Consider the following 25,785-nt stretch of genomic DNA (forward strand, 5'->3'; position numbering starts at 1 on the left):
CTACTCCGCCGGTGCTTCCTGAGAGTCGCGGCGCGCCTCCGCCATCAGGATGATCTTTTCGAAAAGATCGAAGAACGAAATCGAGTTGCGCGTGTAGTCGAACGCACCATCAGGCGGCAGCATCTCGTAGTCGCCGCCAGGAACGACGCGGATGTACTTTCCGCCCGCCAGCCCGTCGCTGATGATCGACGCCTCGCTGTCGACCGGAATCTCATAGCCATCGCGGATGGTCATCTCCACGATGACTTCGTTCGTGTCCGTGTCCAGACGCATGCTTTGGACATTGCCGATCGGCAGGCCGGCCATCAGGACACGGCTGCCGACGGACAGGCCTGCCGCCGATTCATAATAGGCAAAAACGCGATAGCCGTCCGACCCGCGGCTTTCCGGCTGCCCCATGTAGCCGAGCACGAAAAACGCCGCCAGCGCCACACAGGTCGCTGCGCCGATCATGCAGTGTTTGGCATCGCTGGAAAGGCGGGCCATGGCTACTCCGTCACCTGGGGTCGGCGCTGCACGGCGCACCGATATCCCGTCATTCCGGCGTCCAGGCCTCGTAGTCGCCGGTCGCCGATGCCCGCCGGCCGCCGGCAAGCGTATGTCCGGGCGGACGATAGGCCTCAACCGTCCCGGTCAGGTTCGGAACGTGCTCCTTCTCCCAGTCGAATCTGGGGCGACTTTGTGCCGACGGGAAGGCATCGATCGTATAGTGCAGCCAGGCATGATGCTGCGGCGGCACGCGTGACGCCTCATCCTGACCGTCCTTGTAAATCACCCAGCGGCGGCGGCGCGTGCCGGGCGATACCTTACGGTCCTGGTAATAGACGTTGCCGTGTTCGTCCTCGCCGACGCGCTCTCCGCGCAGCCAGGTCGTCAGCCGGGTAATCGCATTGGCCATGGCCGGTCGTATCCTCGGATATGAATGCCTTCTTGATTGGCGCGACTATGGCAAAGCCGAGCCCTTGCGTCCAGCCTGCACAGGGTGTTTCGACGCCGCAGCCCCGGAATCCTGCAGAAACCCGAGAGTCGCAAAAAAATCAATATATAGAATGCCGTCTAATTTTTTCCGCACATGGGACACAGCATATTGTATCTGGCTACAGATGGTGTACCATCACCAAAGTTTCACAAGATATAGCGCGTCGGACGGCACAATGCAGGCGGGGAGTTGGCCTGCCGCCGAACAGCGGTCGTTCCGGCGTCCGGCAATCTGGCAGCCAAGGGGGTCAGCGTACACATGCGTATCGCGAGACGGTTCACCAAGAAAAACGAGTCGCCTTACGCGGCGATCCAGTTCCGCAAGACCGATTCGGAAATTCGGAATCCCGACGGAACCGTCGTCTTTCAGCTGAAGGACATCGAGATCCCCTCGAACTACAGCCAGGTCGCTGGCGACGTGCTGGCCCAGAAGTACTTCCGCAAGGCCGGCGTCCCCGCCGCGACCAAACCGGTCAAGGAAAAGGACGTTCCGGAATTCCTGTGGCGCCGCGTGCCGGACGAAGCGGCTCTGAACAAGATGCCGGAAGAGGACCGCTTTGGCAGCGAGACGAAATCGACGCAGGTCTTTGACCGACTGGCGGGCACTTGGGCCTATTGGGGCTGGAAGGGCGGCTATTTCGACGCCGAAGAGGATGCCCAGGCCTATTTCGACGAAATGCGCTTCATGTTGGCCCGCCAGATGGCCGCACCGAACAGCCCGCAATGGTTCAACACGGGCCTGCACTGGGCCTATGGCATCGACGGTCCGAGCCAGGGCCATCTTTACGTCGACTACAAGACCGGCAAGCTGGTCCGATCCAAGTCCGCCTATGAGCATCCGCAACCCCATGCCTGCTTCATCCAGTCCGTCGAAGACGATCTGGTAAACGACAACGGCATCATGGACCTGTGGGTCCGTGAAGCGCGCCTGTTCAAGTACGGCAGCGGTACCGGCACCAATTTCTCACGCATTCGCGGTGCCAACGAGCCGCTGGCCGGAGGCGGCAAGTCTTCCGGACTGATGAGCTTCCTGAAAATCGGCGACAAGGCAGCGGGCGCGATCAAGTCGGGTGGCACGACGCGCCGGGCGGCCAAGATGGTCGTGGTCGATGTCGACCATCCCGACATTGAAGGCTTCGTCGACTGGAAGGTCATTGAGGAGCAGAAGGTCGCCGCCTTGGTAGCCGGCTCCAAGCTGCATGCCGAACATCTGAACGCGATCATGAAGGCCTGCAATGAAGGTCGGCTGGATGACGGGGCCGTGCTGACCGGCGATGCCCGGTTCGATCCGAAACGGAACCGGACGCTGAAGAACGAGATTCGCGCCGCGCGCCGCGCCCAGATTCCGGAAAACTATGTCCAACGCGTGATCCAGTTCGCCCGCCAAGGCTATACCGAGATCGAGTTCCCGACCTATGATACGGACTGGGATTCGGAAGCCTACAGCACGGTTTCCGGCCAGAACGCCAATAACTCCGTCCGGGTCACGGACGAATTTCTGCGCGCGGTCGAGACCGGCGGCGACTGGGCCCTGAAGAACCGCACGGACGGCAAGGTCGCCAAGACGCTGAAGGCCGCCGACCTGTGGGAAAAGATCGGCCATGCCGCCTGGGCCAGCGCCGATCCCGGCATTCAGTACGACACCACGATCAACGATTGGCATACCTGCCCGAATTCGGGCCGGATCAACGCGTCGAACCCGTGTTCGGAATACATGTTCCTGGACGATACGGCGTGCAATCTGGCCTCCTTGAATCTGATGCAGTTCCGGCGCCCGGATCGAGGCTTCGATATCGAAGGCTTCAGCCATGCGGTCCGCCTGTGGACGGTGACCCTGGAAATTTCGGTCCTGATGGCGCAGTTCCCGTCGAAATCCATCGCGGAACTATCCTACAAATACCGCACACTGGGCCTCGGCTTCGCCAATATCGGTGGGCTGCTGATGGCCGCCGGCCTGTCCTATGACAGCGACGAGGGCCGGGCGATCTGTGGCGCGATTTCCGCCCTGATGACGGGTGTTTCCTACGAGACCTCTGCGGAAATGGCGTCGGAACTGGGGCCCTTCCCCGGTTTCGAGGAAAACCGCGATGCCATGCTGCGCGTCATGCGCAACCACCGTGTGGCCGCCCATGGCTGGGGCGACGGGTATGACGGGCTGTCCGTGACGCCGGTGCCGTTGGACGTGCCGAACTGCCCGGACGAAGTTTTGGCCAAGGCCGCCGCCGATGCCTGGGACCGCGCCGTGAAGGCGGGAGAGCAGCACGGCTACCGCAACGCCCAGGCCACCGTCATCGCCCCAACCGGCACGATCGGTCTTGTGATGGATTGCGACACGACCGGGATTGAGCCGGATTTCGCGCTGGTGAAGTTCAAGAAGCTGGCCGGCGGCGGTTACTTCAAGATCATCAACCGCACCGTACCGGAAGCCCTGAAAACCCTCGGCTACAGCGAACGGGAAATCGGTGAGATCGAACGCTATGCCGTCGGCCACGGCACCCTGGCCGGCGCGCCGGGCGTCAACCATGACAGCCTGATGGCCAAGGGTTTCGGCCCGGAAGAAATCGCCAAGCTGGAATCCGCCCTGGGCAACGCGTTCGACATCAAGTTCGTGTTCAACAAATGGACACTGGGCGAGGCCTTCTGCACTGACATGCTGGGCTTCGACGCCGACGACCTGAACGACATGAGCTTCGACATGCTGGCGGAGCTGGGTTTCGAGCGGCACGAGATCGACGCGGCGAACACCTATTGCTGCGGGGCGATGACCCTGGAAGGCGCGCCGCATCTGCGGGCCGAACATCTGCCGGTTTTCGACTGCGCCAATCCGTGCGGCAAGAAAGGCACGCGCTTCCTGACCGCCGAAAGCCACATTCGGATGATGGCTGCAGCACAGCCTTTCATCAGCGGTGCGATCTCCAAGACGATCAACATGCCGAATTCGGCCAGCGTCGAGGATTGCAAGGCGGCATATATCCTGAGCTGGAAGCTGGGCCTGAAGGCGAACGCGCTCTACCGCGACGGATCGAAACTGTCCCAGCCGCTGGCGTCCAGCCTGCTGGACGATGACGACCTGCAGGACGATCTGGCCGATGCGACACCGGCCGAAGCCATCCCGATGGTGGCAGAGCGGATCGTCGAGCGGATCATCGAGAAACGTGCCGACCGCAAGAAACTGCCGCACCGCCGCAAGGGCTATACCCAGAAGGCGATCGTCGGCGGCCACAAGGTCTATCTGCGCACCGGCGAATACGAAGACGGCAGCCTGGGCGAATTGTTCATCGACATGCACAAGGAAGGCGCGGCCTTCCGCTCGCTGATGAACAATTTCGCCATCGCGGTTTCCATCGGCCTGCAATACGGCGTGCCGCTGGAGGAATATGTAGAGGCCTATACCTTCACGCGGTTCGAGCCGTCGGGGATGGTCGAAGGCAACGAGGCGATCAAGATGGCCACCTCGATCCTGGACTACATCTTCCGCGAAGTGGCGATCAGCTATCTGGGCCGCGACGACCTGGCCCATGTTCAGCCGGAAGACATGCTGCCGGACACGACCGGTGGCGGCGACAAGGAAAGCGAACTGGCGGAAGAGACCGCCCAGGCGATCCAGGCGATCCAGCGGATCACCAGCCGGGGCTTCGTCCGCAAGTCGGACCTGACCGCCTATACCGGTGTCGTGACTCAGCTGGGCGGCGGAGGTGCCGCCGGCAGCATGACCAATTCCGCCCCGTCGCAGACCGCGGTGTCCGCCGGTGCGGGAACTCAGTTTGTGGAGACCGGGGCGGGGGGCGATACCGCTGTCCAGGTCGGCGAAGCGGTGCGCGAACAAGTGGATGGCCGTCTGGAGCGGATCCGCGAAGCGCGCGCCAAAGGGTATGAGGGCGATCCCTGCGGTGACTGCGGGAACATGACCCTCGTGCGGAACGGCACCTGCCTGAAATGCGTCACCTGTGGCGCCACCAGCGGGTGTTCGTAAGGGCCCGGCCCTTCCTTATTCGTCGGGCCCTCGGCGCGGATATCCCTACTCCGCGCCACGGTGCTCCCTGTGACCTTGCCCCCGGCCCGCGCCGGGGGCATTTTTCCACTCGGTCGCCCAACAATCACCTGCCACATCCATGCTTCGGAATTCGATCATGAAAATCGACACCTATCTGTTCGACATCGGCGGCGTGCTGGTCGACTGGAACCCGGATCACCTGCTGCGCAGCCTGCTGCCGGACGATGAGGCGATACGGGTGTTTCGGGATGAAGCCGTCACCCATGAGCGCATCCTGAAGATGGATCGCGGGCAAAGCTGGGCGGAGCAGTTGGCCGAGATCGAAGAAGCGGCTCCGCATCATCTGGACGTCGCGCGGATGTACGGCGAACGGTGGGTCGAGACCATCGCGGCACCGATTCAGGACACCGTCGACCTGATGCTGGCGCTGAAGGCCGAGGGCTATCCGATCTATGCCCTGTCCAATTACGGGGCGGAGAATTTCGAGCGTTCCGTCGATGTCTATCCGTTCTTGGACGCGTTCGACGGGCGGGTGGTTTCGGCTTACGAGGACGTAATCAAGCCCGACCCGGCGATCTACGACATCGTCATAGAGCGTTTCGACCTGACGCCGGAGACGACGCTGTTCATCGACGACCGTCCGGAGAACACCGACGCGGCCGCCGCGAAAGGGTTCCAGGTGCACACTTTCACGACACCGGAGAGTCTGAGGCGTTTTCTGGGACGGTAGTTGGCGACCGCCCTGTTCCTGCGAAAGCAGGAACCTTCATTGATCAGGTACGGAGCAGACACATCGAAGGCCCCTGCTTCCGCAGGAGCACGTGACGTCTTATCGCTATCGTGAGCCATCCCCGCCGCCGCGTTCCTGCGAAAGCAGGAACCTTCATCGATCAGGTACGGCACAAGCCCACAGAAGGCTCCTGCTTCCGCAGGAGCACGGACTGAGCATATCACCGCACGGGCGGCGGTTTCCGGACGATGCGGCGCAGGGCCATATTGGACTGGATGCGGCTGACATGGGGCAGGCGCGAGATGTGGGTTTTGTGGATGCGTTCAAAATCGCGCATGTCGCGAACGACAAGGCGCAGTAGATAGTCCGCCTCCCCCGCCATCAGGTGACATTCGACCAGTTCCGGGATGGCGGCGACCGCGCGTTCGAAATCGGCCAGCGCCGCCTCGCTCTGACCGCTCAGCGTGATCTGCACGATGACGCTGCCGTCGAAGCCCAGACGCTCCTCGTCCAGCAATGCGGTGTAGCCTTCGATGATCCCGGCCCCCTCCAGACGGGTCAATCTCCGCTGACAGGTTGAGGCGGAAATGCCCAACCGCTGCCCCAGATCGGCGAGGGTCAGGCGGGCATTTTGCTGCACCGCATCCAAAAGGGCGATATCCGTGTCGTCCAACTGCATTCTGCAAGATACCATCATTGGGCTCAAAGTTTTGCAAGTTTGCTGCATTTGATGGCATTTCCGACAGCGACTTCGCAACCACATTTCGGGCATCTGGGCGTATCATCCGCACCATACGAAACTGGTGCCTCTTCAAAACGGGGCCGCTCGCGAAATATAGGGGTGGAACAATGCTCATCGGCGTGCCGAAAGAGATCAAGAATCACGAATACCGTGTCGGCCTGGTGCCCTTCGCCGTGCGCGAACTGGTACACCACGGCCACAAGGTCGTCATCGAAACCCAGGCCGGCTCCGGCATCGGCGTCAGCGACGACGATTATCGCGCGGCGGGCGCGGAAATTCTGGGCGATGCAAAATCGGTCTTCGAAACCGCCGAGATGATCGTCAAGGTCAAGGAACCGCAGGCGGTCGAATGCGAGATGCTGCGCGAAGGCCAGTTGCTGTTCACCTATCTGCATCTGGCGCCCGACCTACCGCAGACCCAGGGCCTGCTGAAGTCGGGCTGCATTGCCATCGCCTATGAAACCGTGACCAGCCCGCGCGGCGGCCTGCCGCTGCTGGCCCCGATGAGCGAGGTCGCCGGCCGGATGGGTCCGCAGGCCGGCGCCCATTGCCTTGAGAAGGCACAGGGTGGACGCGGCGTGCTGATGGGCGGCGTGCCCGGTGTCGCACCGGCCAAGGTCGTGGTGATCGGTGGCGGCGTGTCCGGCACCAATGCCGCCCGGATCGCCCTGGGCATGGGCGCGGAAGTCACTGTCCTGGAGCGCAATATCGCCCGGATCGCGCAACTGGACGACATGTTCCGCGGCACCGGCATGAAGACGCTGTATTCCACGGTCGATGCCGTCGAAAAATCCGTTCAGGAAGCCGATCTGGTAATCGGCGCCGTGCTGGTCCCGGGCGCCGCGGCCCCGAAACTGATCAACCGCGAAATGCTGAAGACCATGGCCGACGGCTCGGTCGTCGTCGACATCGCCATCGACCAGGGCGGTTGCCTGGAAACGTCGCGGCCGACGACGCATGCGGACCCGACCTATGTCGAGGAGGGGGTCGTTCACTATTGCGTCGCGAACATGCCGGGCGCCGTGGCGCGAACGTCGACCTTCGCGTTGAACAACGCCACGCTGCCATTCGCCGTCGCACTGGCGAACAAGGGCTATCGCGGCGCGCTGGCCGAGGACCCGCATCTGCGTCAGGGGCTGAACGTGGCCGAGGGCAAGATCACCTACAAGGCGGTCTCCGAGGCCCATGGCATGGACTACACCGCCCCCGAAGAAGCCCTGGGCATTTCTTTCTGAACCGGATCCTCCCGGTGACGAGCCTGCGGCCCCGACGGATCCCGTCGGGGCCGCCTTTTTGCGTCAGACGTTCAGCAGAAGATTCTCACGTTCCCAGGAACTGATGACCCGCTGATACAAATCGTATTCGTGATTCTTCACGTCCATATACGCACGGGAGAAATTCTCACCCAGCGTATCCTTCAGGGGCTTTGCATAGTTGAACTTATGCAGCGCATCGCCCTGGTTCCGCGGCAGCGCGAAGGCGAAACGGTAGGCATCGCCGTCGACCGGGTTGGACGGTTCGATCTTTTCCTTCATGCCCAGATAGCCACAGGCCAGGGTCGCCGCCATGGCCAGATACGGGTTCGCGTCTGACCCCGCCAGGCGGTTCTCGATCCGTCGCGCCTGGGGTGAGGAATCCGGCACGCGCAGGCCGCAGGTTCTATTGTCATGGCCCCAATGCACATTGATCGGCGCATCCGAATAGCGCGCGATCCGCCTGTAACTGTTGACGTTCGGCGCCATCAGCGGCATCGCCGCCGGCAGGTAGCGCTGCAGCCCGCCAATGTAGTTCAGCAGGGTCTTCGAATCCTTGCCGGTCTTCGTCGCAAACACGTTGCGACCCGTTTCGATATCGACCAGCGACTGGTGAATATGCATGGAGGAGCCGGGCTGGTGCTGATGCGGCTTTGCCATGAAGGTGGCATAGATGTCGTGCTTCAGCGCGGCCTGACGGACCAATCTCTTGAACAGGAAGACCTGATCGGCCAGTTCCAGCGGGTCGCCATGATTGAAATTGATCTCCATCTGCGCGGCACCGGCTTCATGCGCCATTGTGTCGACATCCAGATTCGCGGTCTCGCAGAAGTCGTAGATATCCTCGACGATCGGATCGAACTCGTTGGCGGCCTCGATCCCATAGGCCTGCCGCCCGGATTCCTGGCGGCCCGAAGCGCCGATCGGCGGTTCAAGCGGATAATCCGGATCCAGGTTCTTCTTCACGAAGTAGAATTCCAGCTCCGGCGCGACGACGGGGCGCAGTCCCTTCTTCGCATAGAGTTCCAGGATGCGGCGCAGCAGATAGCGTGGCGAGATGTCCACAGGCTTGCCGTTCAGGTGAAAGGCGTCGCAGATGACCTGTGCCACCGGTTCGGGATACCACGGGACAAGGCGGATCGTGCTTGGATCCGGCACCATGGCGATATCCTTGTTCGTGTCCGCCACCACATCGGTTTCGAACACGAAGTCGCCGGTCACCGTCTGGATGAAAAGGCATTCCGGGACCCGCAGGCCGCGGTCGCCCAGACCATCGATGAACTTGTCCCGGGGCAGGATCTTGCCCCGCGCAATTCCGGACATGTCCGGCAGCAGACATTCGACCTCGTCGATGTCCCGTTCCTTAACCCACTCGATCAGATTACTCACGTTACCCTACCTCTACCGCGCCCCAGGCAGGTATCCGAACGAGCCCCCCAGACAGAAAAAAGCGCAGCGCCAAAGATTGTGATCACATTTTTTATGCCTTATAGTCTCGACCGACCGCAAGGGGGAATCGGCTTGCGGTATCCGATGTCCGATCCATGGACGCTTCTCAGCAACGGTGTTTCCCATGACTGCCTGGCTCAGTAAGAAAGAAGTCGACGCCTTCACGAAGGCCAATCCGGGCCTGAAGGGTGTCGATATGCTCGTGCCGGACATGTGCGGCATCCTGCGCGGCAAACGCATCGGCGTCGAGGCGATAGACAAGCTGCATGAAGGCGGCGTCGCCCTGCCCGGCTCGACCTATCTGCTGGATGCCACCGGCCAGAATTGCGACACCATCGTCTATGGTACGTCGGACGGCGACCCGGATTTCAGTTGCCTGGGCGTTGCGGGAACACTGAAACCGGTTCCTTGGGCCCATGCCCCGACCGGCCAGGTCATAGCCAGCATGGTGACCGGAGAGGGCGAGCCGTTTTTCGCCGATCCCCGGTTCATCCTGGCCCGCGCCACCCAGCCGCTGGTCGATATGGGCTACACCCCGGTCACCGCGATCGAGCTGGAATTCTATCTGATGGACGCGAAATTGGACCCGTCCGGCATTCCGAACACGGCCAGTTCCCCCGCTACCGGCCGGCCGCAGACGACCACGCAGGTCTACGGCATCGAAGAATTGTACGAGTTCGAGGATTTCCTCACGGATGTGGAGGATGCCTGCGTTGCCCAGGACGTGCCGGCCGATACGGCGACGGCGGAGTACGGGCCGGGACAGTACGAGATCAACCTGCATCACGTCGACGACCCGATCAAAGCCTGCGACGACGCCATTCTGCTGAAACGCATCATCAAGGGGGTCGCCCGCAAGCACGGCATGATCGCGACCTTTATGGCCAAGCCGTTTTCGGAACGGGCGGGCTGCGGCATGCACATTCACCTCAGCCTGCTGGACAAGGACGGCAACAACATCTTTGCCGGTCCGATGGACAAGGAGATCGGCCTGCCCGCCTCCAAGGCGCTGCGCCATGCCATCGGCGGCCTGGCGGCGACAACGGCCGATTCCATGGCGGTCTTTGCCCCCAATGCCAATTCCTATCGCCGTTTCCAGGCGAACTCCTACGCACCGATCAACACCGCCTGGGGGGTTGACAACCGGACGGTCTCGCTGCGCATCCCGCGATCGGACGAAAAAGGCATGCGTGTCGAGCATCGGGTCGCCGGCGCGGATGCAAACCCCTATCTGACCATGGCCTGCGTCATGGCCGGGGTCCATCACGGCCTGACCCATAAATCCGACCCGGGCCCGATGGAAACCGGCAATGCGTATGAAAAGCCGGTGACGGAGCTTCCCCTTCGCTGGTGGCAGGCGCTTCAGACCTTCGGCGAAAGCAAGGTCCTGCCGAAATATCTCGGGGCGCATTACTGCGAGACCTACGCGGCCGCCCGGAGCTTCGAGAACGACGCATTCCAGGCGCAGATCCCGCCCCTGGATTACGAATGGTACCTGCGCACGGTGTAAGACATGGCAAAGTTTGACGATACCCGATCCTATTACCGGGCAACGGCCCATACCGCGCCCTCACACCCGCGCCTGGAAGGCGAACACAAAGCCGACGTTGCCATTCTGGGCGCCGGTTATACCGGCCTGTCCGCCGCGCTGGAACTCGCCGAAGCGGGATATTCCGTCATCGTGGTCGAGGCGGAAACCGTCGGCTTCGGCGCATCGGGCCGCAACGGTGGCCAGGTCTGCAGCGGCTTCAACAAGTCCATGGCGCAGATCGAAAGAGCCGTCGGGTCCGAAGCTGCGCAGATCGCCTGGGAAATTGCAGATGGCGCCCCGCGACTGGTCGGCGAACGGATCCGGAAATACGATATCGATTGCGATCTGAAATGGGGCTACCTGCACGCTGCGGAGAAGAAAAGTCAGCTTGAAGACCTGAAGGAGCACCAGGCTGAATGGGAGAAATGGGGCTACAAGGGCACCAAACTCTATGAAGGCGCCAATGTGCGGGAGAAGATCGGCAGCGACCGCTATGTCGGTGCCTTGTGGGAACCCGACGCCGGTCATGTCCATCCGCTGAACTATTGCCTGGGGCTTGCGAAAGCCGCCCATGCCGCCGGAGCGCAGATCTTTGAACACAGCCGCGCGGTGAAGCTGGATACCGGCGACCGGCCCGCGATCCATACCGAGCAAGGGACCGTCCGCGCCGAGCATCTGATCCTCGCCGGCAATGCGTATCTGCGCGAAACGGAGCCCTATCTGTTCCGACGCCTGATGCCGGTCGGCAGCTATATCGTTGCGACGGAACCTTTGGGTGACAATCGCGCGAAGAGCCTGCTGCCCACGGACGATGCGGTGTCGAACTGCAACTTCATCGTCGACTATTACCGGCTCAGCGGTGACAAGCGCATGCTGTTCGGCGGCCGCGCCACCTATTCCGGACTTGAGCCCAACGATCTGGGCGGCTTTGTGCGGCCGCGCATGCTGCATGTCTTTCCGGAACTGGAAGATGCGAAGATCGAGCATGTCTGGGGCGGCTATATCGGTATCACCGTCGACCGAATGCCGCATGTCGGCCGGATCGGCAGCCGTACCTATTTCAGCCAGGGCTATTCGGGCCACGGTCTCGCCCTCAGCAACATGTGCGGCAAGATTCTCGCTGAAGCGATCAAGGGGCAGACCAGCAAGTTTGACGTGATGCACAAATTCAAGCATCCGATCTTCCCCGGTGGTCGTTTCCGCACCCCGTTGCTGACCCTCGGCATGTTTTGGTATCGCCTGAAGGATGCCTTGGCGTAAGCTCTCGTTCGGCACGAATCCTGCTTGCGCCATTCGGCGGGAGGGCAGTGCGTCTGCCGTGAAGAGGGAACCCTGAATGTTCAGCCGCTTGATGCGTATCATCAAACCGGGCGATCGCCGCAAGGAACGCCGCGTCAAAGTCCGCTTTCCGGCGGAGGTCGGCGGCCTGAAAGGACGGGTGACCGATGTCAGCCTGGGTGGGTTCGGCTTCTATCCGGACCAGGAGGGCCTGACCGAGGGAGACGAGGTCATGTCGGTTCTGATGCCCGACGAGTTCACGACCATCGAAATCGCGAGCCGCGTAGTGGGCGCCGATGATGAAGGCATGGTCGTCTGCGTCGCCTTCATCAAGGTGACCCCGGAACAGTTCGATCCGTTGCAGGACATTATTGCAAATCAGTCCATCGGGTGATGGCGGGCCGGCAGCGCCTTACAGGAAGTCTTCCAGGTTCAGCCCCAGAACATCGCAGATCGCTTCGCACTGGGCCCTTTCGCTTTCCAGAAACACTCCGTCCGCCCGGCTGACCGCCAGGGCGACCTTGACCAGCAGCACGGCATCGCCGGCCTCATGGCGCATCTCCTTGATGGCATCCAGCGCATCGCGCCGCCCCTTCGATTCCGATTCGATGATATCTTCGATATAGCCATTGAACAGGTCGACGGCCTCGTGAACGTCAAATATCTTCAGTTTATCAATAGCTTCCAGGATCTGGTCGACGCGTCCGCGCTCCGACAGGGAGACCTCGCCATCGGCGATCGCAACCAGGGCACAGGAGGCCATGCACGCCTCCAGGAACGGCCGGTTCCTGCGCCGCGCCGTGCGTTCCTCGATTGCATGCCTGACCCCTTCGAACATCCTGATCCCCCAAACTGGCGCATTTCCCCGGAATTGCGCGGCGCCGCAATTTGACCCTGCTGCAGTGCGGCGGTCAAGTGACGGGTCTGCACGCATGGACGTCGCTTTTACCCTAGTCGCCGATCCAAATTGGCCTAAAGTGATCCGATAAGAGAGCGGTTCCCCGAAAGGGGATCAAAAGGGAATTCGGTGAGATGCTGGACAAGATCCGGGATTGAGGCCGAAGCTGCCCCCGCAACTGTAAGCGGCGAGCCGATCGCCCAGTCCAGGCCACTGACGGACGTTCCGTTGGGAAGGCCGGGCGAACCGGCACCGACCCGCGAGCCAGGAGACCTGCCGCTCTGTCAACTGCAACCCTAATGTCCGGGCGGGGTGCCCCGGAAGGAGGTTTCGATGAGTGGTACCACGTCTGTTTTCCAGACCGCAGAACGGGAAATCGCGGCATTCGATCCGGGGCAGAGTCTGTCCGCCCTGTTCCTGGCGGAAGAGCCTCTGCCGCGCGGTGCGGCGGAGGGGGCGATTCTGTCATGGCTTCTCTCCCTGCCCGACGGGACGGACCCGGCCTGGGCCGCAAAGATGCTGGGACAAACCTCACCCTTCGCGGATGCATCCGCGGGCGAGGCCGGCAAGGCCAGCGAACTTTTGCGACAGATCGCTCAGTTCCCCGCGGACAAGCTTTCCCGCCCGCGGCGTCGGCGCATCCGCAACTGATTTCGGTCCGACGCGGGAAGGAGTGAGACGGAACGGATGACGCAACCCCTGTCATCGCCTATATAGCCCCCATGACGGATGCTCCTTCCCGCCCGGGCCCGCCCTGGCTGACCCAACTGGTCGATTTCGCGCCGCTGGCGGCCTTTGTCGTCACCTATTTCCTCAGCAAGGACCTGTTCCTCGCCACGAAAGTCGTGATGGCGGCGAGTGCCGCGGCCGTGGTCGTCTCGCTGATAGTGACCCGCAAGATTCCGTGGATGCCGCTGCTGACCGCGGTGCTGGTCGGCGTGTTCGGCGGCCTTACGATCTATCTCGAGGATTCCAGCTTCATCAAGATGAAGCCCAGCATCATCAACACGCTGTTCGGTGTCGGGCTACTGGCGGCCCTGGCCCTCGGCAAGCTGCCGCTCCGCGCCATGATGGGACACAGCTTCGCCATGCCGGAACGGGCCTGGAAGGTTCTGACCCTGCGCTGCGCGGTCTTCTTCCTGTGTCTCGCCCTGTTGAACGAAATCGTCTGGCGTTCCGTATCGGAAGCGATCTGGGTCTATTTCCGCTTTCCCGGTCTGATCGCAATCACCTTCCTGTTCTTCATCAGTCAGGTGCCTTACATGATGCGACACAGCGAGACCGACGCCAGCGAACAGGCCGGCGATCAGTAGTCCCCGGTTTCTCCGTCGGGGTTGGTGAACGGCGCAGACGGGACAGTCCCACTGAGCGACCGACGATGCGCCAGGGCCCAGTGCACGGAAGGAAAGGCGATATCGCGCGTCGGAATCTCATCCCAATCGAAGAACCGGACCTCCAGGCTTTCCTCGCCCGCCGCGATGCCGGGGGAGGACAGATGGGCCGCATAGATCAGTTGCACCTGGCTGATCCGCGGGATGGTGTAGACTGCCAGCAAGCCGTCGATGGCAATATCGGCGCATGCTTCTTCCCGCGCTTCGCGCCGGGCACCGTCCTCCACGGTTTCGTTCAGTTCCAGATAGCCCGCGGGAATCGTCCAGTATCCGCGGCGCGGTTCGATCGAACGGCGGCACATCAGTACCCTGCCCTCCTCCACCACCACGGCGCCGGCAACGATTAACGGGTTTTCGTATTGAATGAAGCCGCAATCGGGACAGGTCAGGCGTTCCCGATTGTCCCCTTCCGGAACCTTGCGAACGGTCGGCCCGCGCGCCGTCAGTCTGTCGGATTCATCCTCCATTGCAGGCAAATCATGCGTGTTGGGCTTGTCCGCCGCAAGCGACAACTGCTATTCGCATGGCGCTGAACGGGGATCGCCCCCGCGGAAGGTTGAGGGGGATTTCGAATGGCCGATCTGCGCCGCATCATAGACGAGGCCGAGGAACATTATCGGCGCGGCCGCCTTGCCGCCGCCGCCGATGCCTATCAGCGCGTATTGGACCAGGATCCCGACAACATCGAAGCGCTGGAATGGCGCGGCGAGATCGCGGTTCAACAGGACGACTATGAGACCGCGGTCGAAACGCTGGGACGCGCACGAGAACTGCGCGGCGACGACGCCTTCGCGGAATACACCAATCTGGGCCTGTCCTATTACGAGCTGAACCGCCCGGAGGAAGCCGTGGAAACCCTCTGGATGGCAGTCCGCCGGAATGCGTCGGACCTCGTCTCCCATTCGAATCTGGGCAAGGCGCTGTACGATCTTTACGCCAACAATGGCGAGGAAGAAGCCGTGCGGATCGCTGGCGAATGGATGCGCCGCTTTCCCGAGGTCCCGGACGCGCAACATATCGGGCCCGCAATCTCCGGCCTCGGCCTGCCGAAGACCGCCAGTGCCGCCTATGTCGAAGACATCTTCAACGACTACGCCCCGATCTTCGACGAGAAACTGGCTGAACTGGGTTATCGTGCGCCGACGCTGATCCTTCAGGCGCTGGAACCGCATCTGCCGCCCCCCAACCGGGATCTTGTCGTGCTCGACGCCGGATGCGGCACCGGCCTGTGCGCGCCGCTGCTGTCGCCGCACGCGCAGCACCTGGACGGGGTCGACCTGTCGCCCGGCATGCTGGAGAAGGCAAGGGCTAAGGAACTCTACGACAGCCTGGAACAGCAGGAACTGACCGCCTATCTGAACGCCGCGCCTGAACGCTACGACCTGATCGTGGCCGCTGATGTCCTGTGCTACTTCGGCGACCTCGCCGATGCGATGGCTGCATTCGAAACTGCCCTGGTCCCGACAGGCCGCCTCGGGTTTTCGGTGGAGCGGCTGCTGGACGACGATCAGGTTGCCGGCGGCTATCGACTGAATCAGAGCGGCCGATACAAGCACGACCCGGCCTATGTCTCGAGTATCCTGGAAGAAGCCGGATTGATCCTGATCGACATCGCCCAGGAGGATCTGCGCAGCGAATACGGCATCCCCGTCGGGGGACTGATCGTCACTGCGGCGAAACCCGCTTGAACAGCGCTTCCCCGCCGCCCCGCACACAGTGTATGGTCTGACGATGGATGAGCAGGACACAACTCAGGGCGGCGGAATGACGACGCCGCCGACCAATGATACCGGGCAGCCGGGTACGACGAAATCCGGCACTGAGGCCAACGCGCCGCCCGCGAAGCCAAGGCCGGTCGCAAAGGCCATCGTGAACAAGCCGGGCGCCCGCCCCGGCAAACCCAGAATTCAGCCTGCGAAGGTCGTGGCGAAGGCCATCCCGGCGAAGAAGGCGGCGGCCAGGGCACGCCCCGTCGCCAAGGCCGTGGTCAAGGCAGCAGCAAAGAAGACACCTGCTCCAGAGCCGGCAGTCCGAAAACCCGCAGTCCAAGCGCCGGCAGCCCAGAAGCCGGCCGCTTCCGAACCCGCCCCTGCCCCGCAGACCGGTTCGGATAAGGCGATACCGTCCCCGACGTCCCCCCAAGCCTCAGAGTCGCTACCCGCCCAGAAGCCGGTAGCCCAGGTCGTCGCGCGGCCCGATGCCGACCCGCAATTACTGATGCGCCGGGCATTGCGGGCCCATGGCGAGGGGAAACTGCAGGAGGCATCGGAACTCTACGGCCGCATTCTGTCCATCGACCCCGAATTCGCTCCGGCCTGGATCAATCTCGGCGTCCTGCTGCGCCGTATCGGGAAGTTGAAATCGGCAGTCACCTGCCTGAAACGCGGCATCGCCCTGAAGCCCGATGACGGACCGGCCTGGTCCAATCTGGGCAACGCCCTGCGCGCCGTGAACCGCCTGGATGAGGCGATTGCCGCCCAGCGCCAGGCCCTGGAACTGTCATCCGATGTGGCACGCATACATTACAATTACGGCCTGACCGTACGGGACAAGGGGGATCTGAAGGAAGCCGGAAACGCCATCCGGCGGGCGAGTCTGCTGGGCTACGAAGCCCCGGAACTGCCGTGGGACCAATCGCTGACCGAACTGCTGTCCGGGAATCTGGCTCACGGCTTCGAGATTTACGAAAGCCGCTGGAAACTGCCGGAAATCAAGCGGCTTCACACCAATGCCCCGGAATGGGATGGCAGCGCCCTGGAAGGACGAACCCTCCTGGTGTGGTCCGAGCAGGGTATGGGGGATACCCTGCAGTTCTGCCGCTATGTCATCGATTCCGCGGACGGGATTGCCGATACGGGCGGCAAGATCGTGCTCGAAGTTCAGGCACCGCTTGCCCGCATCCTTCAACGGTCGCCGGATTTTTCGAAGGTCACCGTTATTCCGCGCGGCGCGAAACTGCCGAAATTCGATCTGCAGATCCCGCTCCTGAGTTTACCCCGCCTGCGTGGCACGACGCTGGATTCGATTCCGGACCATTGCCCCTATATCATGCCGCCATCGGACATCCCGAAACCGCCGGGTTTGCACGCGGACCGGCTGAAGGTCGGCTTGTGCTGGGCCGGAAAGCCCAGTCACAAGAATGATCGGAACAGATCGGTCGACCTTGAGAGTTTCGCCACCCTGTTCGACCTGCCGAAGACCGACTTTGTCTCGTTGCAGAAGGGCCCCGCGGTCCAGGACATCGCGGAACTGTCGCTCGGCCCGCTGTTGCGCGACCTCGGCAGCGGCTTCCGCGACTTCGCCGATACGGCAGCCACGATCCGCGCGCTCGACCTTGTGATTACCGTCGACACGTCTGTCGCGCATCTCGCGGGTGCCATGGCACGTCCGGTCTGGGTCCTGCTGCCCTATGCGCCGGACTGGCGCTGGATGCTGCACAGGGACGACAGCCCCTGGTACCCGTCCATGACCCTTTTCCGTCAGACCAGCCCCGGTGACTGGAGCGAAGTCTTCAGTCGGGTTCGGCAGGCCCTGATCCGCAAACTGCGATCTTCGGGACGGTAACCTCGCCATTTGTTCCGATTTGTTCTCGTTAATAAAAATGAGAACAAAAATAGAATAACCCACTCTCCCGATCATCTGAACACTATCCGACGCCTTTCACAGCGCCCTCGTTCTCTTCGGAACGGGGGTATTTGTCTTGTTTGAATATTCAACGATCACTTCAAATGCAGCGGAAATCCCGGGCTTATTCATTGACGGGTAGTTCATTCCCATGATATCCCATGATTACCCATAAGCGTGCTCACTGGCAGAATGTGGTCGATCTGCGTCCATGCCGAGCTGCTCTGGGAGTTGGAACCCGGGAGAACCGGGGGTTTCAACGGAGAAACGGCGGTCCGGACGCGAACCGCCTGGCGACAAAAGGGGTGACGGCGACATGGCGCTGTTTACCGGCACGTTCGAAAACAAGGTCGATCGGAAGGGACGTGTTTCCCTGCCGGCCGATTTTCGTGCCGAACTGCCGGATGGCGGTGAACGCGTCGTCTACATCTACCCGTCGCCGAAGCACGATGCGCTGGAAGCCTGCGACAAGGCCTTCATGCAGCGGCTCGTGCAGGCCATCGAGGAGCAGCCGCTCTACTCCGATGAAGAGGAAGACCTGAACCAGTCCATCGTCGCCCAGGCTCGCAAGGCCCTGCTGGACGAAACGGGTCGCCTCGTTTTGGCGCCAGAACTGGCCGGCCACGCCGGGATTGAAGACAAGGCCGTCTTTGTCGGCCAGGGGTCGCGGTTCCAGATCTGGTCGCCGGACCGATATTCCGATCACAGCGAACGGGCCCGCGCCCGCGCCAAGGGTCGGACCCTGGCCCTGAAACCGGCGGGAGGGGCATGATCATGCAGGCGCACAACGCCCCCCATCTGCCGGTCATGTTGCCCGAAGTACTGGAGGCCCTGGCCCCGGCCGACGGAGAGTTCCACCTGGACGGAACTTTCGGGGCTGGCGGTTACACGACCGGAATTCTGGACGCCGCGGACACGCGTGTCTTTGCCGTCGACCGGGACCCGGACGCCATCCGGCGCGGCGAGGCTCTGGTCGAGCGGTACAAGGATCGTCTGACCCTGCTGTGCGGCACTTTCGGCGACATGGAACGTCTTCTGGGGGATGTCGGCGTGACGCGGCTGGACGGCGTCGTACTGGATCTCGGGGTGTCCTCGCCCCAGATCGACACGCCGGAACGCGGTTTCTCCTTCCGCTTCGACGGCCCGCTGGACATGCGGATGAGCCAGTCCGGCCCCAGCGCCGCGGATGTCGTCAACGACTGGCCCGAGGCCGAACTGGCGCGGATCATCTGGGAATACGGCGAAGAACGCTTCTCGCGAAAGATCGCGAAGGCCATCGTGCGCGAGCGCGAGGACGACCGGATCGAAACCACGAGCCGCCTCGCCGAAATCGTGCGCCGCTGCGTGCCGCGCGCGAAGGACAAGATCGACCCGGCGACCCGTACTTTCCAGGCGCTGCGCATCCAGGTGAATGACGAGTTGGGGGAAATCGACCGCGCCCTGGAGGCAGCGGAACGCCTGCTGACCCCCGGCGGCCGTCTTGTGGTCGTCGCCTTCCACAGCCTGGAGGACAAGCGCGTGAAGGCCTTCATGAAGGCCCGCGCCGGCCGCACCGGCGGCGCATCCCGCCACTTGCCTCCCGGGAACGGGGAAAGTCGCGCGCCGTCCTTCCAACTCGCATCCACATCGGCCCGCAAACCCGGCCGTGCCGAGGAATCCATCAATCCGCGGGCCCGCTCTGCGCGACTGCGCGCCGCAACCCGCACCGAGGCTCCGGCCTGGCCGACCGAAGGAGGATCCCGATGAGAGCCTTGATGATCGCCGTCTGGGTCGTGATGGTCGGCGTAACCGGCTATGCCCTGTTTCATATCACCTTCCAGGTCGAAGCCCTGGAAGGGCAGCTTGCGGAACTGAACCGTCAGATCCGCGAGGAACAGGAGCGCATTCACAACCTGAAGGCCGAATGGTCGTATAACAGCCGCCCGGACTGGATCGAGACGCTGGGCGACGAATACATGCCGGAAATGCAGCGCATGCATCCGGCCCAGGTGCTGCGCATTCAGGACATTCCATTCCGCCGCCCGGAGAACGAGGGGCTTCCCGCCTCTGCCGGTTCCTCGGACACGGCCCCCAAGGCACCGGCAGAAGCCGTGCCCGCAACCTTGATGAGGACATCGCAATGATCGGACCGTTCAGAAAGACACGGCGTCCGAAACCGCCGGATTTCTCACCCCGAAGCAGACTGGCGCATGATCGGAAATGCGCCGTCCTGCCTCATGTGCCGACCCGTACAGACGGTACGTTCCGCCGGGCAATCGAAACCGGGCGATCGCGGCTGCTGATCACCGGTGCCGTGATGGCATTCGCCTTCGTGGCCGTCGGCATCCGGCTGGTCGACCTCGGCGCCTTCGCCACACCCGCGACACAGGCCGCGGCGACGCATGCGGTGACCGAGACGGCACTGCAGACCGATCGGTCGACGATCGTCGACCGGAACGGCGTGATCGTCGCAACCAGCCTGACCACCACGGCGCTGGCCGCTCGGCCGGACCGACTGCTGGATCCGGTCCAGGCCGCACGACGCCTGGCACGTGTCTTCCCGGAATTGGACGTTGCCGATCTTGAAGCAAAGCTGACGTCGGATTCCCCGTTCGTTTACATTCACCGCAAGCTGACGCCGAAAATGGAACTGGCGGTGATGCAGCTTGGCATCCCCGGCCTGGAGTTCGAACGGACAGAATCCCGTGTCTACCCGCAGGGCCGCCTGATGGCGCATGTTCTGGGGTTCACCGATATCGACGGCAAGGGTCTGGCCGGCATCGAGCAGGGTCTGGAAAGCCGGCTGAAAGAAAGTGACGAGCCGCTGCGGCTGAGCCTGGACGTCCGATTCCAGCATGTTGCGCACCAGGAACTGACCAAGGCGATCGAAACCTATGACGCCATCGGCGGGGCCGCGCTCGTCATGGACGCGCATACCGGCGAAGTCCTGTCGCTGGTCTCCCTGCCCGATTTCGACCCCAACAAGCCCGCCGCCTCGCCGGATGTGAACCGGTTCAACCGGGCTACCTTCGGGACCTACGAGCTGGGCTCGACCTTCAAAATCTTCAACACCGCCATGGCCCTGGAAAGCGGCGCGGCGACCCTGTCCGACGGGTATGACGCGACGGACCCGATCCGGGTCGGTCGCTTCCTGATCCGGGACTATCACGGCAAGGGCCGCTATCTCACGGTGCCGGAAATCTTCGTCTACAGCTCCAATATCGGTTCCGCCAAGATGGCGCTGGATGTCGGACCGCCGGCGCAGAAGGCCTTCATGAGCGCACTGGGCATGCTGCAGCCGATCGCCCTGGAAATTCCGGAGACGGGTCGCCCGCAATACCCGGAGACCTGGCGCCCGGTAAACACGATGACCGTTTCCTACGGGCATGGTCTTTCGGTCACACCGCTGCACCTCGCCTCCGGCGTTGCGTCGATGGTCAATGGCGGCATCCTGTTCCCGCCGACCCTGCTGGCACGCGACGAAATGCCGATCGGCCGACGGGTCATCTCGGAATCCGTCAGCTTCGACATGCGCCGGCTGTTGCGCTTGAACGCGGTGGCCGGTTCGGGTAAGCGCGCCCTGGTGCCGGGCTACATGGTCGGTGGCAAGACGGGCACGGCCGACAAGCCCAATGGCAGCGGCTACAATCGGCGCTCCCGGATTTCGTCCTTCGTGGCCTCCTTCCCGATGAATGACCCGCGATATGTGGTCTATGTCGTGCTGGATGAACCGCAGGGTACCAAGGAGACCTTCGGTTTCGCCACCGGTGGCTGGGTCGCCGCACCGGCGGTCGCGGCCATCATCGAGCGGATCGGCGCCATCGCGGGCATTCAGCCCGTCGAGGAAGACGCGCCCGAACTACAACACGCCTTCGCCATCGAATTGCCGGAGGAAACGAAGAGGCTCGCCTCCCTGCAGCAATAGCAAGGAGGTATGATGTGAAGAGGGAAAACGAAGCGGAGATGAACGCGGACAGGATCTTGCCCGACATTCCGATCACCGGACTGACCGCGGATAGCCGTCAGGTCCGGCCGGGGTTCCTGTTTGCCGCGATTCCGGGAACGGTTGCCGACGGAGCCGCCTTCATTCCCGACGCCGTTGCAAAGGGCGCGGTTGCCGTGCTGGCACCGCCGGGCATCGACGCGGGCCAGGTCGGGTCCGGTGTCACGCTGGTGACGGATGCCAATCCACGCCGTCGCCTGGCCAGAATGGCCGCCGCATTCCATGCACCTCAACCGGATACGGTCGTCGGGGTCACCGGGACGAACGGCAAGAGTTCCGTTGCCGGCTTCACGCGGCAGATCTGGGCCGCAACCGGGTTGAAATCCGCCAGCATCGGAACCCTGGGAATCGAAGGGCCGGGCTATACAGGCGGCGAAGGCCTGACCACGCCGGACCCGGTCGATCTGCACCGCGAAATGGCTGCCATGGCCGCATCCGGAATCGACCATGTCGCGATGGAGGCATCCAGCCACGGCCTCGACCAGCACCGGATGGACGGGGTCCGGTTCGCCGCAGCGGCGTTCACCAATCTCAGCCACGAGCATCTGGACTATCACGCGACCATGGAGGCCTACCGTCAGGCCAAGCTGCGCCTGTTCGAGGAACTCGTTCCGCGCGGCGGCGCCTGCGTCGTCAATACCAGCGCTGCCGAGCACGATTGCATCTTCAACATCGCAGAGGAGCGCGGCCTTCGTGTCTTCTCGTACGGTCTGGTAAACGGAATGATCCGTGTCATTACGGCCGAGGAAAGCCGCGGCGGATACGCAGCAACCCTGGATGTGATGGGGGAACGGGTCGAGATCGACTTCCCCCTCCCCGGTCGGTTCCAACTGGAAAACGCGCTGGCCGCGCTGGGTCTGGTCATCGCTACCGGTACCGAGGCCCGCCGCGCGGCCCAGTCGCTGAGCCGCCTGGAAGGGGTGCGGGGTCGGATGCAACTGGCCGGCACGCGGCGCAATGGGGCCCGGGTCTTTGTCGACTATGCACACAAAGCCGAGGCGTTGAAAACCGTTCTGGACACGCTGCGTCCTTTCGTGAAGGGCAAACTGGTTGTCGTTTTCGGCTGCGGTGGAGATCGGGACACCGGAAAACGCCCGGTCATGGGTCGCTATGCAGCTCAGGCCGCGGACCGCGTGATCGTCACCGACGACAACCCGCGCACCGAGGACGCAGCCGCGATCCGAAAGGCAGTCCTGGCCGGCTGTCCGGACGCGACCGAAATCGGCGACCGCGCGGCGGCGATTGGAGAAGCTGTCCGCAGCCTGTCGGATGAGGACGTGCTGCTGATTGCCGGCAAGGGACACGAGACCGGCCAGAAGATTGGCGATAGGACCCTCCCCTTCGACGATGTCGAAGAAGCCCGCAAGGCCATTGCGGCAGCGGATGGGGGTGCGGCATGAACAACCGTCCGATCCTCTGGACCTCCGACAGTGTCAGCGCCGCGACCGGGTCCCGCAGCGCGGTGAAGTGGCAGGCAACCGGCGTGACGATCGACAGCCGGGCTGTTGCACCGGGCGATCTGTTTGTCGCGCTGAAAGGGCCGAACCATGATGGCCACAACTATGTGCCTCAGGCCTTGGGCGAAGGCGCTGCGGCGGCACTGGTCAGCGCTGACTGGGCCGAGGACAAGTCCCAGAATCTCCCGCTGATTCCCGTCACCGACACAATGCAGGCCCTGGTCGACATGGCCCGGGCGAAGCGCGCCAGCACCGGCGCGAAAGTCGTCGGGATAACCGGCAGTGTCGGCAAGACCGGTACCAAGGAGAGCCTGTCCGCAGCCCTCGCGAAACTGGGCGAGACGCACAAGACGATGGGCAACCTGAACAACCATATCGGCCTGCCGCTGACATTGGCGCGTCTGCCCGATACGGCACGGTTCGCCGTACTCGAAATGGGCATGAATCATACGGGTGAGATCGACGTCCTGTCCCGATTAGGGCGACCGCACGTAGCGATCATCACCACGGTCGAAGCCGTCCATCTGGAGTTCTTCAACAGCATCGAGGGCATCGCCGACGCCAAGGCGGAAATCTTCGATGGGATGGAACCGAACGGAACCGCCGTGCTGTTCCGGGACAGCCCGCTCTATGACCGGCTGGCCGCCAAGGCGGAAGCTGCCGACGTGCACCGGATTTTGAGTTTCGGAAGCCATGAGGGCGCGGACATCCGACTGATCGACAGTTCCCTGCACGCGGCCTGCAGCGCCGCCACGGTACGTATCGGCAACGACACCTTCGATTACTGCATCGGCGCCCCAGGCCTGCATTGGGTCATGAACAGTCTTGCCGTACTGGCGGCCGTCAAGGCGCTGGGCGAAGACCCGGTCGCGGCCGCCGCCACCTTCACCGATGTTCGCGCGCCCCGCGGACGGGGCGCCTACCGCAGCATCGCGCTGCCCGATGGGGGCAGTTTCGGCCTGATCGATGAAAGCTACAACGCCAGCCCGGCCTCAGTTCGCGCCGCCATAGCCGTGCTGGGCCGAACCCATCCGAAGGAGGATGGCCGCCGCATCGCCGTCCTTGGTGACATGCTGGAACTGGGCGAATCCGCGCCTGACCTGCATGCCAACCTCGTCAGGGACCTGATCGCCGCTGAAATCGACACGGTTTACTGCTGCGGCCCACTGATGAGCGCGCTCTGGGAACAATTGCCGCAAACCATGCGCGGTCAGTATGCCGAGAGCTCCGATGGGCTGGTCGCTCCTGTATGCGATGACATCCGCAATGGCGACATTGTCACGATCAAGGGATCGTTGGGCACGAAAATGGCCCCGATCGTAAAAGCACTCGACGGGCTGGCAGCCGAAACCGCCAGCCGCGCCGCCGGCGCCTGAGAGGAGACGGTCCAGAATGCTCTTCACCCTCCTCTCTCCCCTCGCGGAAGACTTTCAGGGCTTCAACCTGTTCCGGTATCTGACCTTCCGGACCGGCGGGGCCATCATGACCGCATTGCTGATCAGTTTCCTGATCGGCCCGTCCGTCATCCGCTGGCTGCGGTCGAAACAGGCCGGGTCGTCCAACATTCGCGACGATGTGCCCGAAGGGCATCTGGCCAAGGCCGGCACGCCGACCATGGGCGGGTTCCTGATCCTGGTCGCGTTGGTGATGTCGACCCTGCTCTGGGCGGACATTTCGAACCCCTATGTCTGGATTGTCCTGCTGGTCACGGTGGGTTTCGGCGGTATCGGCTTCGCGGATGATTTCCTGAAGCTGACGAAGCGCAATTCCAAGGGACTTCCGGGCAAGCTGAAACTGCTTGGGCAGATCCTGATCGGGACCGCGGCCACCATCTGGTTCGTGTCGGTCACCGACGGCCCGTTGGCTCAGGGCCTCGCCGTTCCCTTCCTGAAAGACACCCTGGTCAATCTGGCCTGGTTCTTCATTCCATTCGCCGTTTTCGTCATGGTCGGCGCGTCCAATGCCGTCAACCTGACGGACGGTCTGGATGGCCTGGCCATCGTGCCGGTCATGATCGCGGCAGGCTGTTTCGGCTTCATTGCCTATCTGGTCGGCAACACCGTCTATTCCGGCTATCTCGGCATCCATTATGTGGATGGCAGCGGCGAACTGGCGGTGTTCTGCGGTGCGGTACTGGGCGCGGGTCTGGGATTCCTTTGGTACAATGCCCCTCCCGCCATGGTCTTCATGGGCGACACGGGCTCTCTGTCACTCGGCGGCGCCCTGGGGGCGATTTCCGTCGTCACCAAACATGAGATCGTCCTGGCCATCATCGGCGGCCTGTTCGTTCTGGAAACCGTATCGGTGATCGTCCAGGTCGCCAGTTTCAAGCTGACCGGCAAGCGCGTCTTCGCGATGGCGCCGCTGCACCACCACTTCGAGAAGAAGGGGTGGAAGGAGCCGACAATCGTCATCCGTTTCTGGATCATCGCCGCCATCCTGGCCCTTGTCGGGCTGGCCACACTGAAGCTGAGGTGA

23 protein-coding genes and 1 riboswitch are annotated in these 25,785 nt (G+C 62.8%); of the genes, 17 read left to right on the forward strand and 6 right to left on the reverse strand.

What is annotated here, in order from left to right; genetic code table 11:
• Together R8L07_00785 and R8L07_00790 are read right to left on the reverse strand one after the other, a co-directional pair.
• Positions 1–486 carry an MlaD family protein gene (locus tag R8L07_00785; protein ID MDW3204047.1) on the reverse strand — a complete coding sequence of 162 codons (486 nt, stop codon included), beginning with the start codon at positions 484–486 and terminating at the stop codon, positions 1–3.
• A 49-nt stretch (positions 487–535) separates the two neighbouring features.
• Positions 536–898: an NADH:ubiquinone oxidoreductase subunit NDUFA12 gene (locus R8L07_00790; protein ID MDW3204048.1), complete on the reverse strand. Its 363-nt coding sequence runs from the start codon at positions 896–898 to the stop codon at positions 536–538.
• Positions 899–1,237: 339 nt separating this feature from the next.
• On the opposite strand from R8L07_00790, the gene R8L07_00795 reads away from it, so the two are divergent.
• Positions 1,238–4,951 carry a vitamin B12-dependent ribonucleotide reductase gene (locus R8L07_00795; protein ID MDW3204049.1) on the forward strand — a complete coding sequence of 1,238 codons (3,714 nt, stop codon included), beginning with the start codon at positions 1,238–1,240 and terminating at the stop codon, positions 4,949–4,951.
• Positions 4,952–5,108: 157 nt separating this feature from the next.
• Positions 5,109–5,702, forward strand: a complete 594-nt coding sequence (locus R8L07_00800; protein MDW3204050.1) for an HAD family phosphatase — start codon at positions 5,109–5,111, stop codon at positions 5,700–5,702.
• Between the two features lie 220 nt (positions 5,703–5,922).
• Here the strand turns inward: R8L07_00800 and R8L07_00805 are convergent, their stop codons facing one another.
• Positions 5,923–6,381 carry an Lrp/AsnC family transcriptional regulator gene (locus R8L07_00805; GenBank protein MDW3204051.1) on the reverse strand — a complete coding sequence of 153 codons (459 nt, stop codon included), beginning with the start codon at positions 6,379–6,381 and terminating at the stop codon, positions 5,923–5,925.
• A 170-nt stretch (positions 6,382–6,551) separates the two neighbouring features.
• Between R8L07_00805 and ald the strand changes: the two genes are divergently transcribed.
• Positions 6,552–7,679 carry an alanine dehydrogenase gene (gene ald, locus R8L07_00810; protein ID MDW3204052.1) on the forward strand — a complete coding sequence of 376 codons (1,128 nt, stop codon included), beginning with the start codon at positions 6,552–6,554 and terminating at the stop codon, positions 7,677–7,679.
• Positions 7,680–7,742: 63 nt separating this feature from the next.
• On the opposite strand, the gene R8L07_00815 is transcribed toward ald, so the two are convergent.
• Complete coding sequence (locus R8L07_00815; GenBank protein ID MDW3204053.1) at positions 7,743–9,086, reverse strand: glutamine synthetase family protein; 1,344 nt, start codon at positions 9,084–9,086, stop codon at positions 7,743–7,745.
• 184 nt (positions 9,087–9,270) lie between these two features.
• On the opposite strand from R8L07_00815, the gene R8L07_00820 reads away from it, so the two are divergent.
• From R8L07_00820 to R8L07_00830, 3 genes are all read left to right on the forward strand, one after another.
• A complete protein-coding gene (locus R8L07_00820; GenBank protein MDW3204054.1) occupies positions 9,271–10,656 on the forward strand; it encodes a glutamine synthetase family protein in 1,386 nt (461 codons plus the stop codon).
• Between the two features lie 3 nt (positions 10,657–10,659).
• Positions 10,660–11,937 carry an FAD-binding oxidoreductase gene (locus R8L07_00825; GenBank protein MDW3204055.1) on the forward strand — a complete coding sequence of 426 codons (1,278 nt, stop codon included), beginning with the start codon at positions 10,660–10,662 and terminating at the stop codon, positions 11,935–11,937.
• 76 nt (positions 11,938–12,013) lie between these two features.
• Positions 12,014–12,349 carry a PilZ domain-containing protein gene (locus tag R8L07_00830; GenBank protein MDW3204056.1) on the forward strand — a complete coding sequence of 112 codons (336 nt, stop codon included), beginning with the start codon at positions 12,014–12,016 and terminating at the stop codon, positions 12,347–12,349.
• 18 nt (positions 12,350–12,367) lie between these two features.
• Here R8L07_00830 and R8L07_00835 read toward each other — a convergent pair whose 3' ends face one another.
• Positions 12,368–12,793, reverse strand: coding sequence for a TerB family tellurite resistance protein (locus R8L07_00835; protein ID MDW3204057.1), 426 nt, complete (start codon positions 12,791–12,793; stop codon positions 12,368–12,370).
• 139 nt (positions 12,794–12,932) lie between these two features.
• Positions 12,933–13,149: riboswitch (cobalamin riboswitch) on the forward strand.
• Positions 13,150–13,186: 37 nt separating this feature from the next.
• Between R8L07_00835 and R8L07_00840 the strand changes: the two genes are divergently transcribed.
• Both R8L07_00840 and R8L07_00845 read left to right on the forward strand, forming a co-directional pair.
• Positions 13,187–13,504 carry a hypothetical protein gene (locus R8L07_00840; protein ID MDW3204058.1) on the forward strand — a complete coding sequence of 106 codons (318 nt, stop codon included), beginning with the start codon at positions 13,187–13,189 and terminating at the stop codon, positions 13,502–13,504.
• A 71-nt stretch (positions 13,505–13,575) separates the two neighbouring features.
• Complete coding sequence (locus R8L07_00845; GenBank protein MDW3204059.1) at positions 13,576–14,166, forward strand: inner membrane-spanning protein YciB; 591 nt, start codon at positions 13,576–13,578, stop codon at positions 14,164–14,166.
• Here the strand turns inward: R8L07_00845 and R8L07_00850 are convergent.
• Positions 14,160–14,711, reverse strand: coding sequence for an NUDIX hydrolase (locus R8L07_00850; GenBank protein ID MDW3204060.1), 552 nt, complete (start codon positions 14,709–14,711; stop codon positions 14,160–14,162). The genes R8L07_00845 and R8L07_00850 overlap by 7 nt on opposite strands.
• 105 nt (positions 14,712–14,816) lie before the next feature.
• Here R8L07_00850 and R8L07_00855 point away from each other — a divergent pair, with 105 nt between their 5' ends.
• The 9 genes from R8L07_00855 to mraY all read left to right on the forward strand — a co-directional run bounded on the left by R8L07_00855 (position 14,817) and on the right by mraY (position 25,785).
• Positions 14,817–15,932, forward strand: coding sequence for a tetratricopeptide repeat protein (locus R8L07_00855; GenBank protein ID MDW3204061.1), 1,116 nt, complete (start codon positions 14,817–14,819; stop codon positions 15,930–15,932).
• A gap of 76 nt (positions 15,933–16,008) precedes the next feature.
• Positions 16,009–17,808 carry a tetratricopeptide repeat protein gene (locus R8L07_00860; protein ID MDW3204062.1) on the forward strand — a complete coding sequence of 600 codons (1,800 nt, stop codon included), beginning with the start codon at positions 16,009–16,011 and terminating at the stop codon, positions 17,806–17,808.
• A gap of 376 nt (positions 17,809–18,184) precedes the next feature.
• Positions 18,185–18,640 carry a division/cell wall cluster transcriptional repressor MraZ gene (locus tag R8L07_00865; protein ID MDW3204063.1) on the forward strand — a complete coding sequence of 152 codons (456 nt, stop codon included), beginning with the start codon at positions 18,185–18,187 and terminating at the stop codon, positions 18,638–18,640.
• 2 nt (positions 18,641–18,642) lie between these two features.
• On the forward strand, positions 18,643–19,614 hold the full coding sequence (rsmH, locus tag R8L07_00870; protein MDW3204064.1) for a 16S rRNA (cytosine(1402)-N(4))-methyltransferase RsmH: 972 nt from the start codon (positions 18,643–18,645) through the stop codon (positions 19,612–19,614).
• Complete coding sequence (locus R8L07_00875; protein ID MDW3204065.1) at positions 19,611–19,991, forward strand: hypothetical protein; 381 nt, start codon at positions 19,611–19,613, stop codon at positions 19,989–19,991. The genes rsmH and R8L07_00875 overlap by 4 nt, the downstream gene beginning before the upstream one ends.
• Complete coding sequence (locus R8L07_00880; protein MDW3204066.1) at positions 19,988–21,772, forward strand: penicillin-binding protein 2; 1,785 nt, start codon at positions 19,988–19,990, stop codon at positions 21,770–21,772. Before R8L07_00875 ends, R8L07_00880 begins: the two co-directional genes overlap by 4 nt.
• Positions 21,773–21,786: 14 nt before the next feature.
• Positions 21,787–23,250 (forward strand): UDP-N-acetylmuramoyl-L-alanyl-D-glutamate--2,6-diaminopimelate ligase, encoded by a 1,464-nt coding sequence (locus R8L07_00885; protein ID MDW3204067.1) that lies wholly within the window; start codon positions 21,787–21,789, stop codon positions 23,248–23,250.
• Positions 23,247–24,683 (forward strand): UDP-N-acetylmuramoylalanyl-D-glutamyl-2,6-diaminopimelate--D-alanyl-D-alanine ligase, encoded by a 1,437-nt coding sequence (locus R8L07_00890; GenBank protein MDW3204068.1) that lies wholly within the window; start codon positions 23,247–23,249, stop codon positions 24,681–24,683. The genes R8L07_00885 and R8L07_00890 overlap by 4 nt, the downstream gene beginning before the upstream one ends.
• 16 nt (positions 24,684–24,699) lie before the next feature.
• Positions 24,700–25,785: a phospho-N-acetylmuramoyl-pentapeptide-transferase gene (mraY, locus tag R8L07_00895; GenBank protein ID MDW3204069.1), complete on the forward strand. Its 1,086-nt coding sequence runs from the start codon at positions 24,700–24,702 to the stop codon at positions 25,783–25,785.

The organism is Alphaproteobacteria bacterium (assembly GCA_033344895.1).
Classification (GTDB): Bacteria; Pseudomonadota; Alphaproteobacteria; order UBA8366; family Aestuariispiraceae; genus Pacificispira.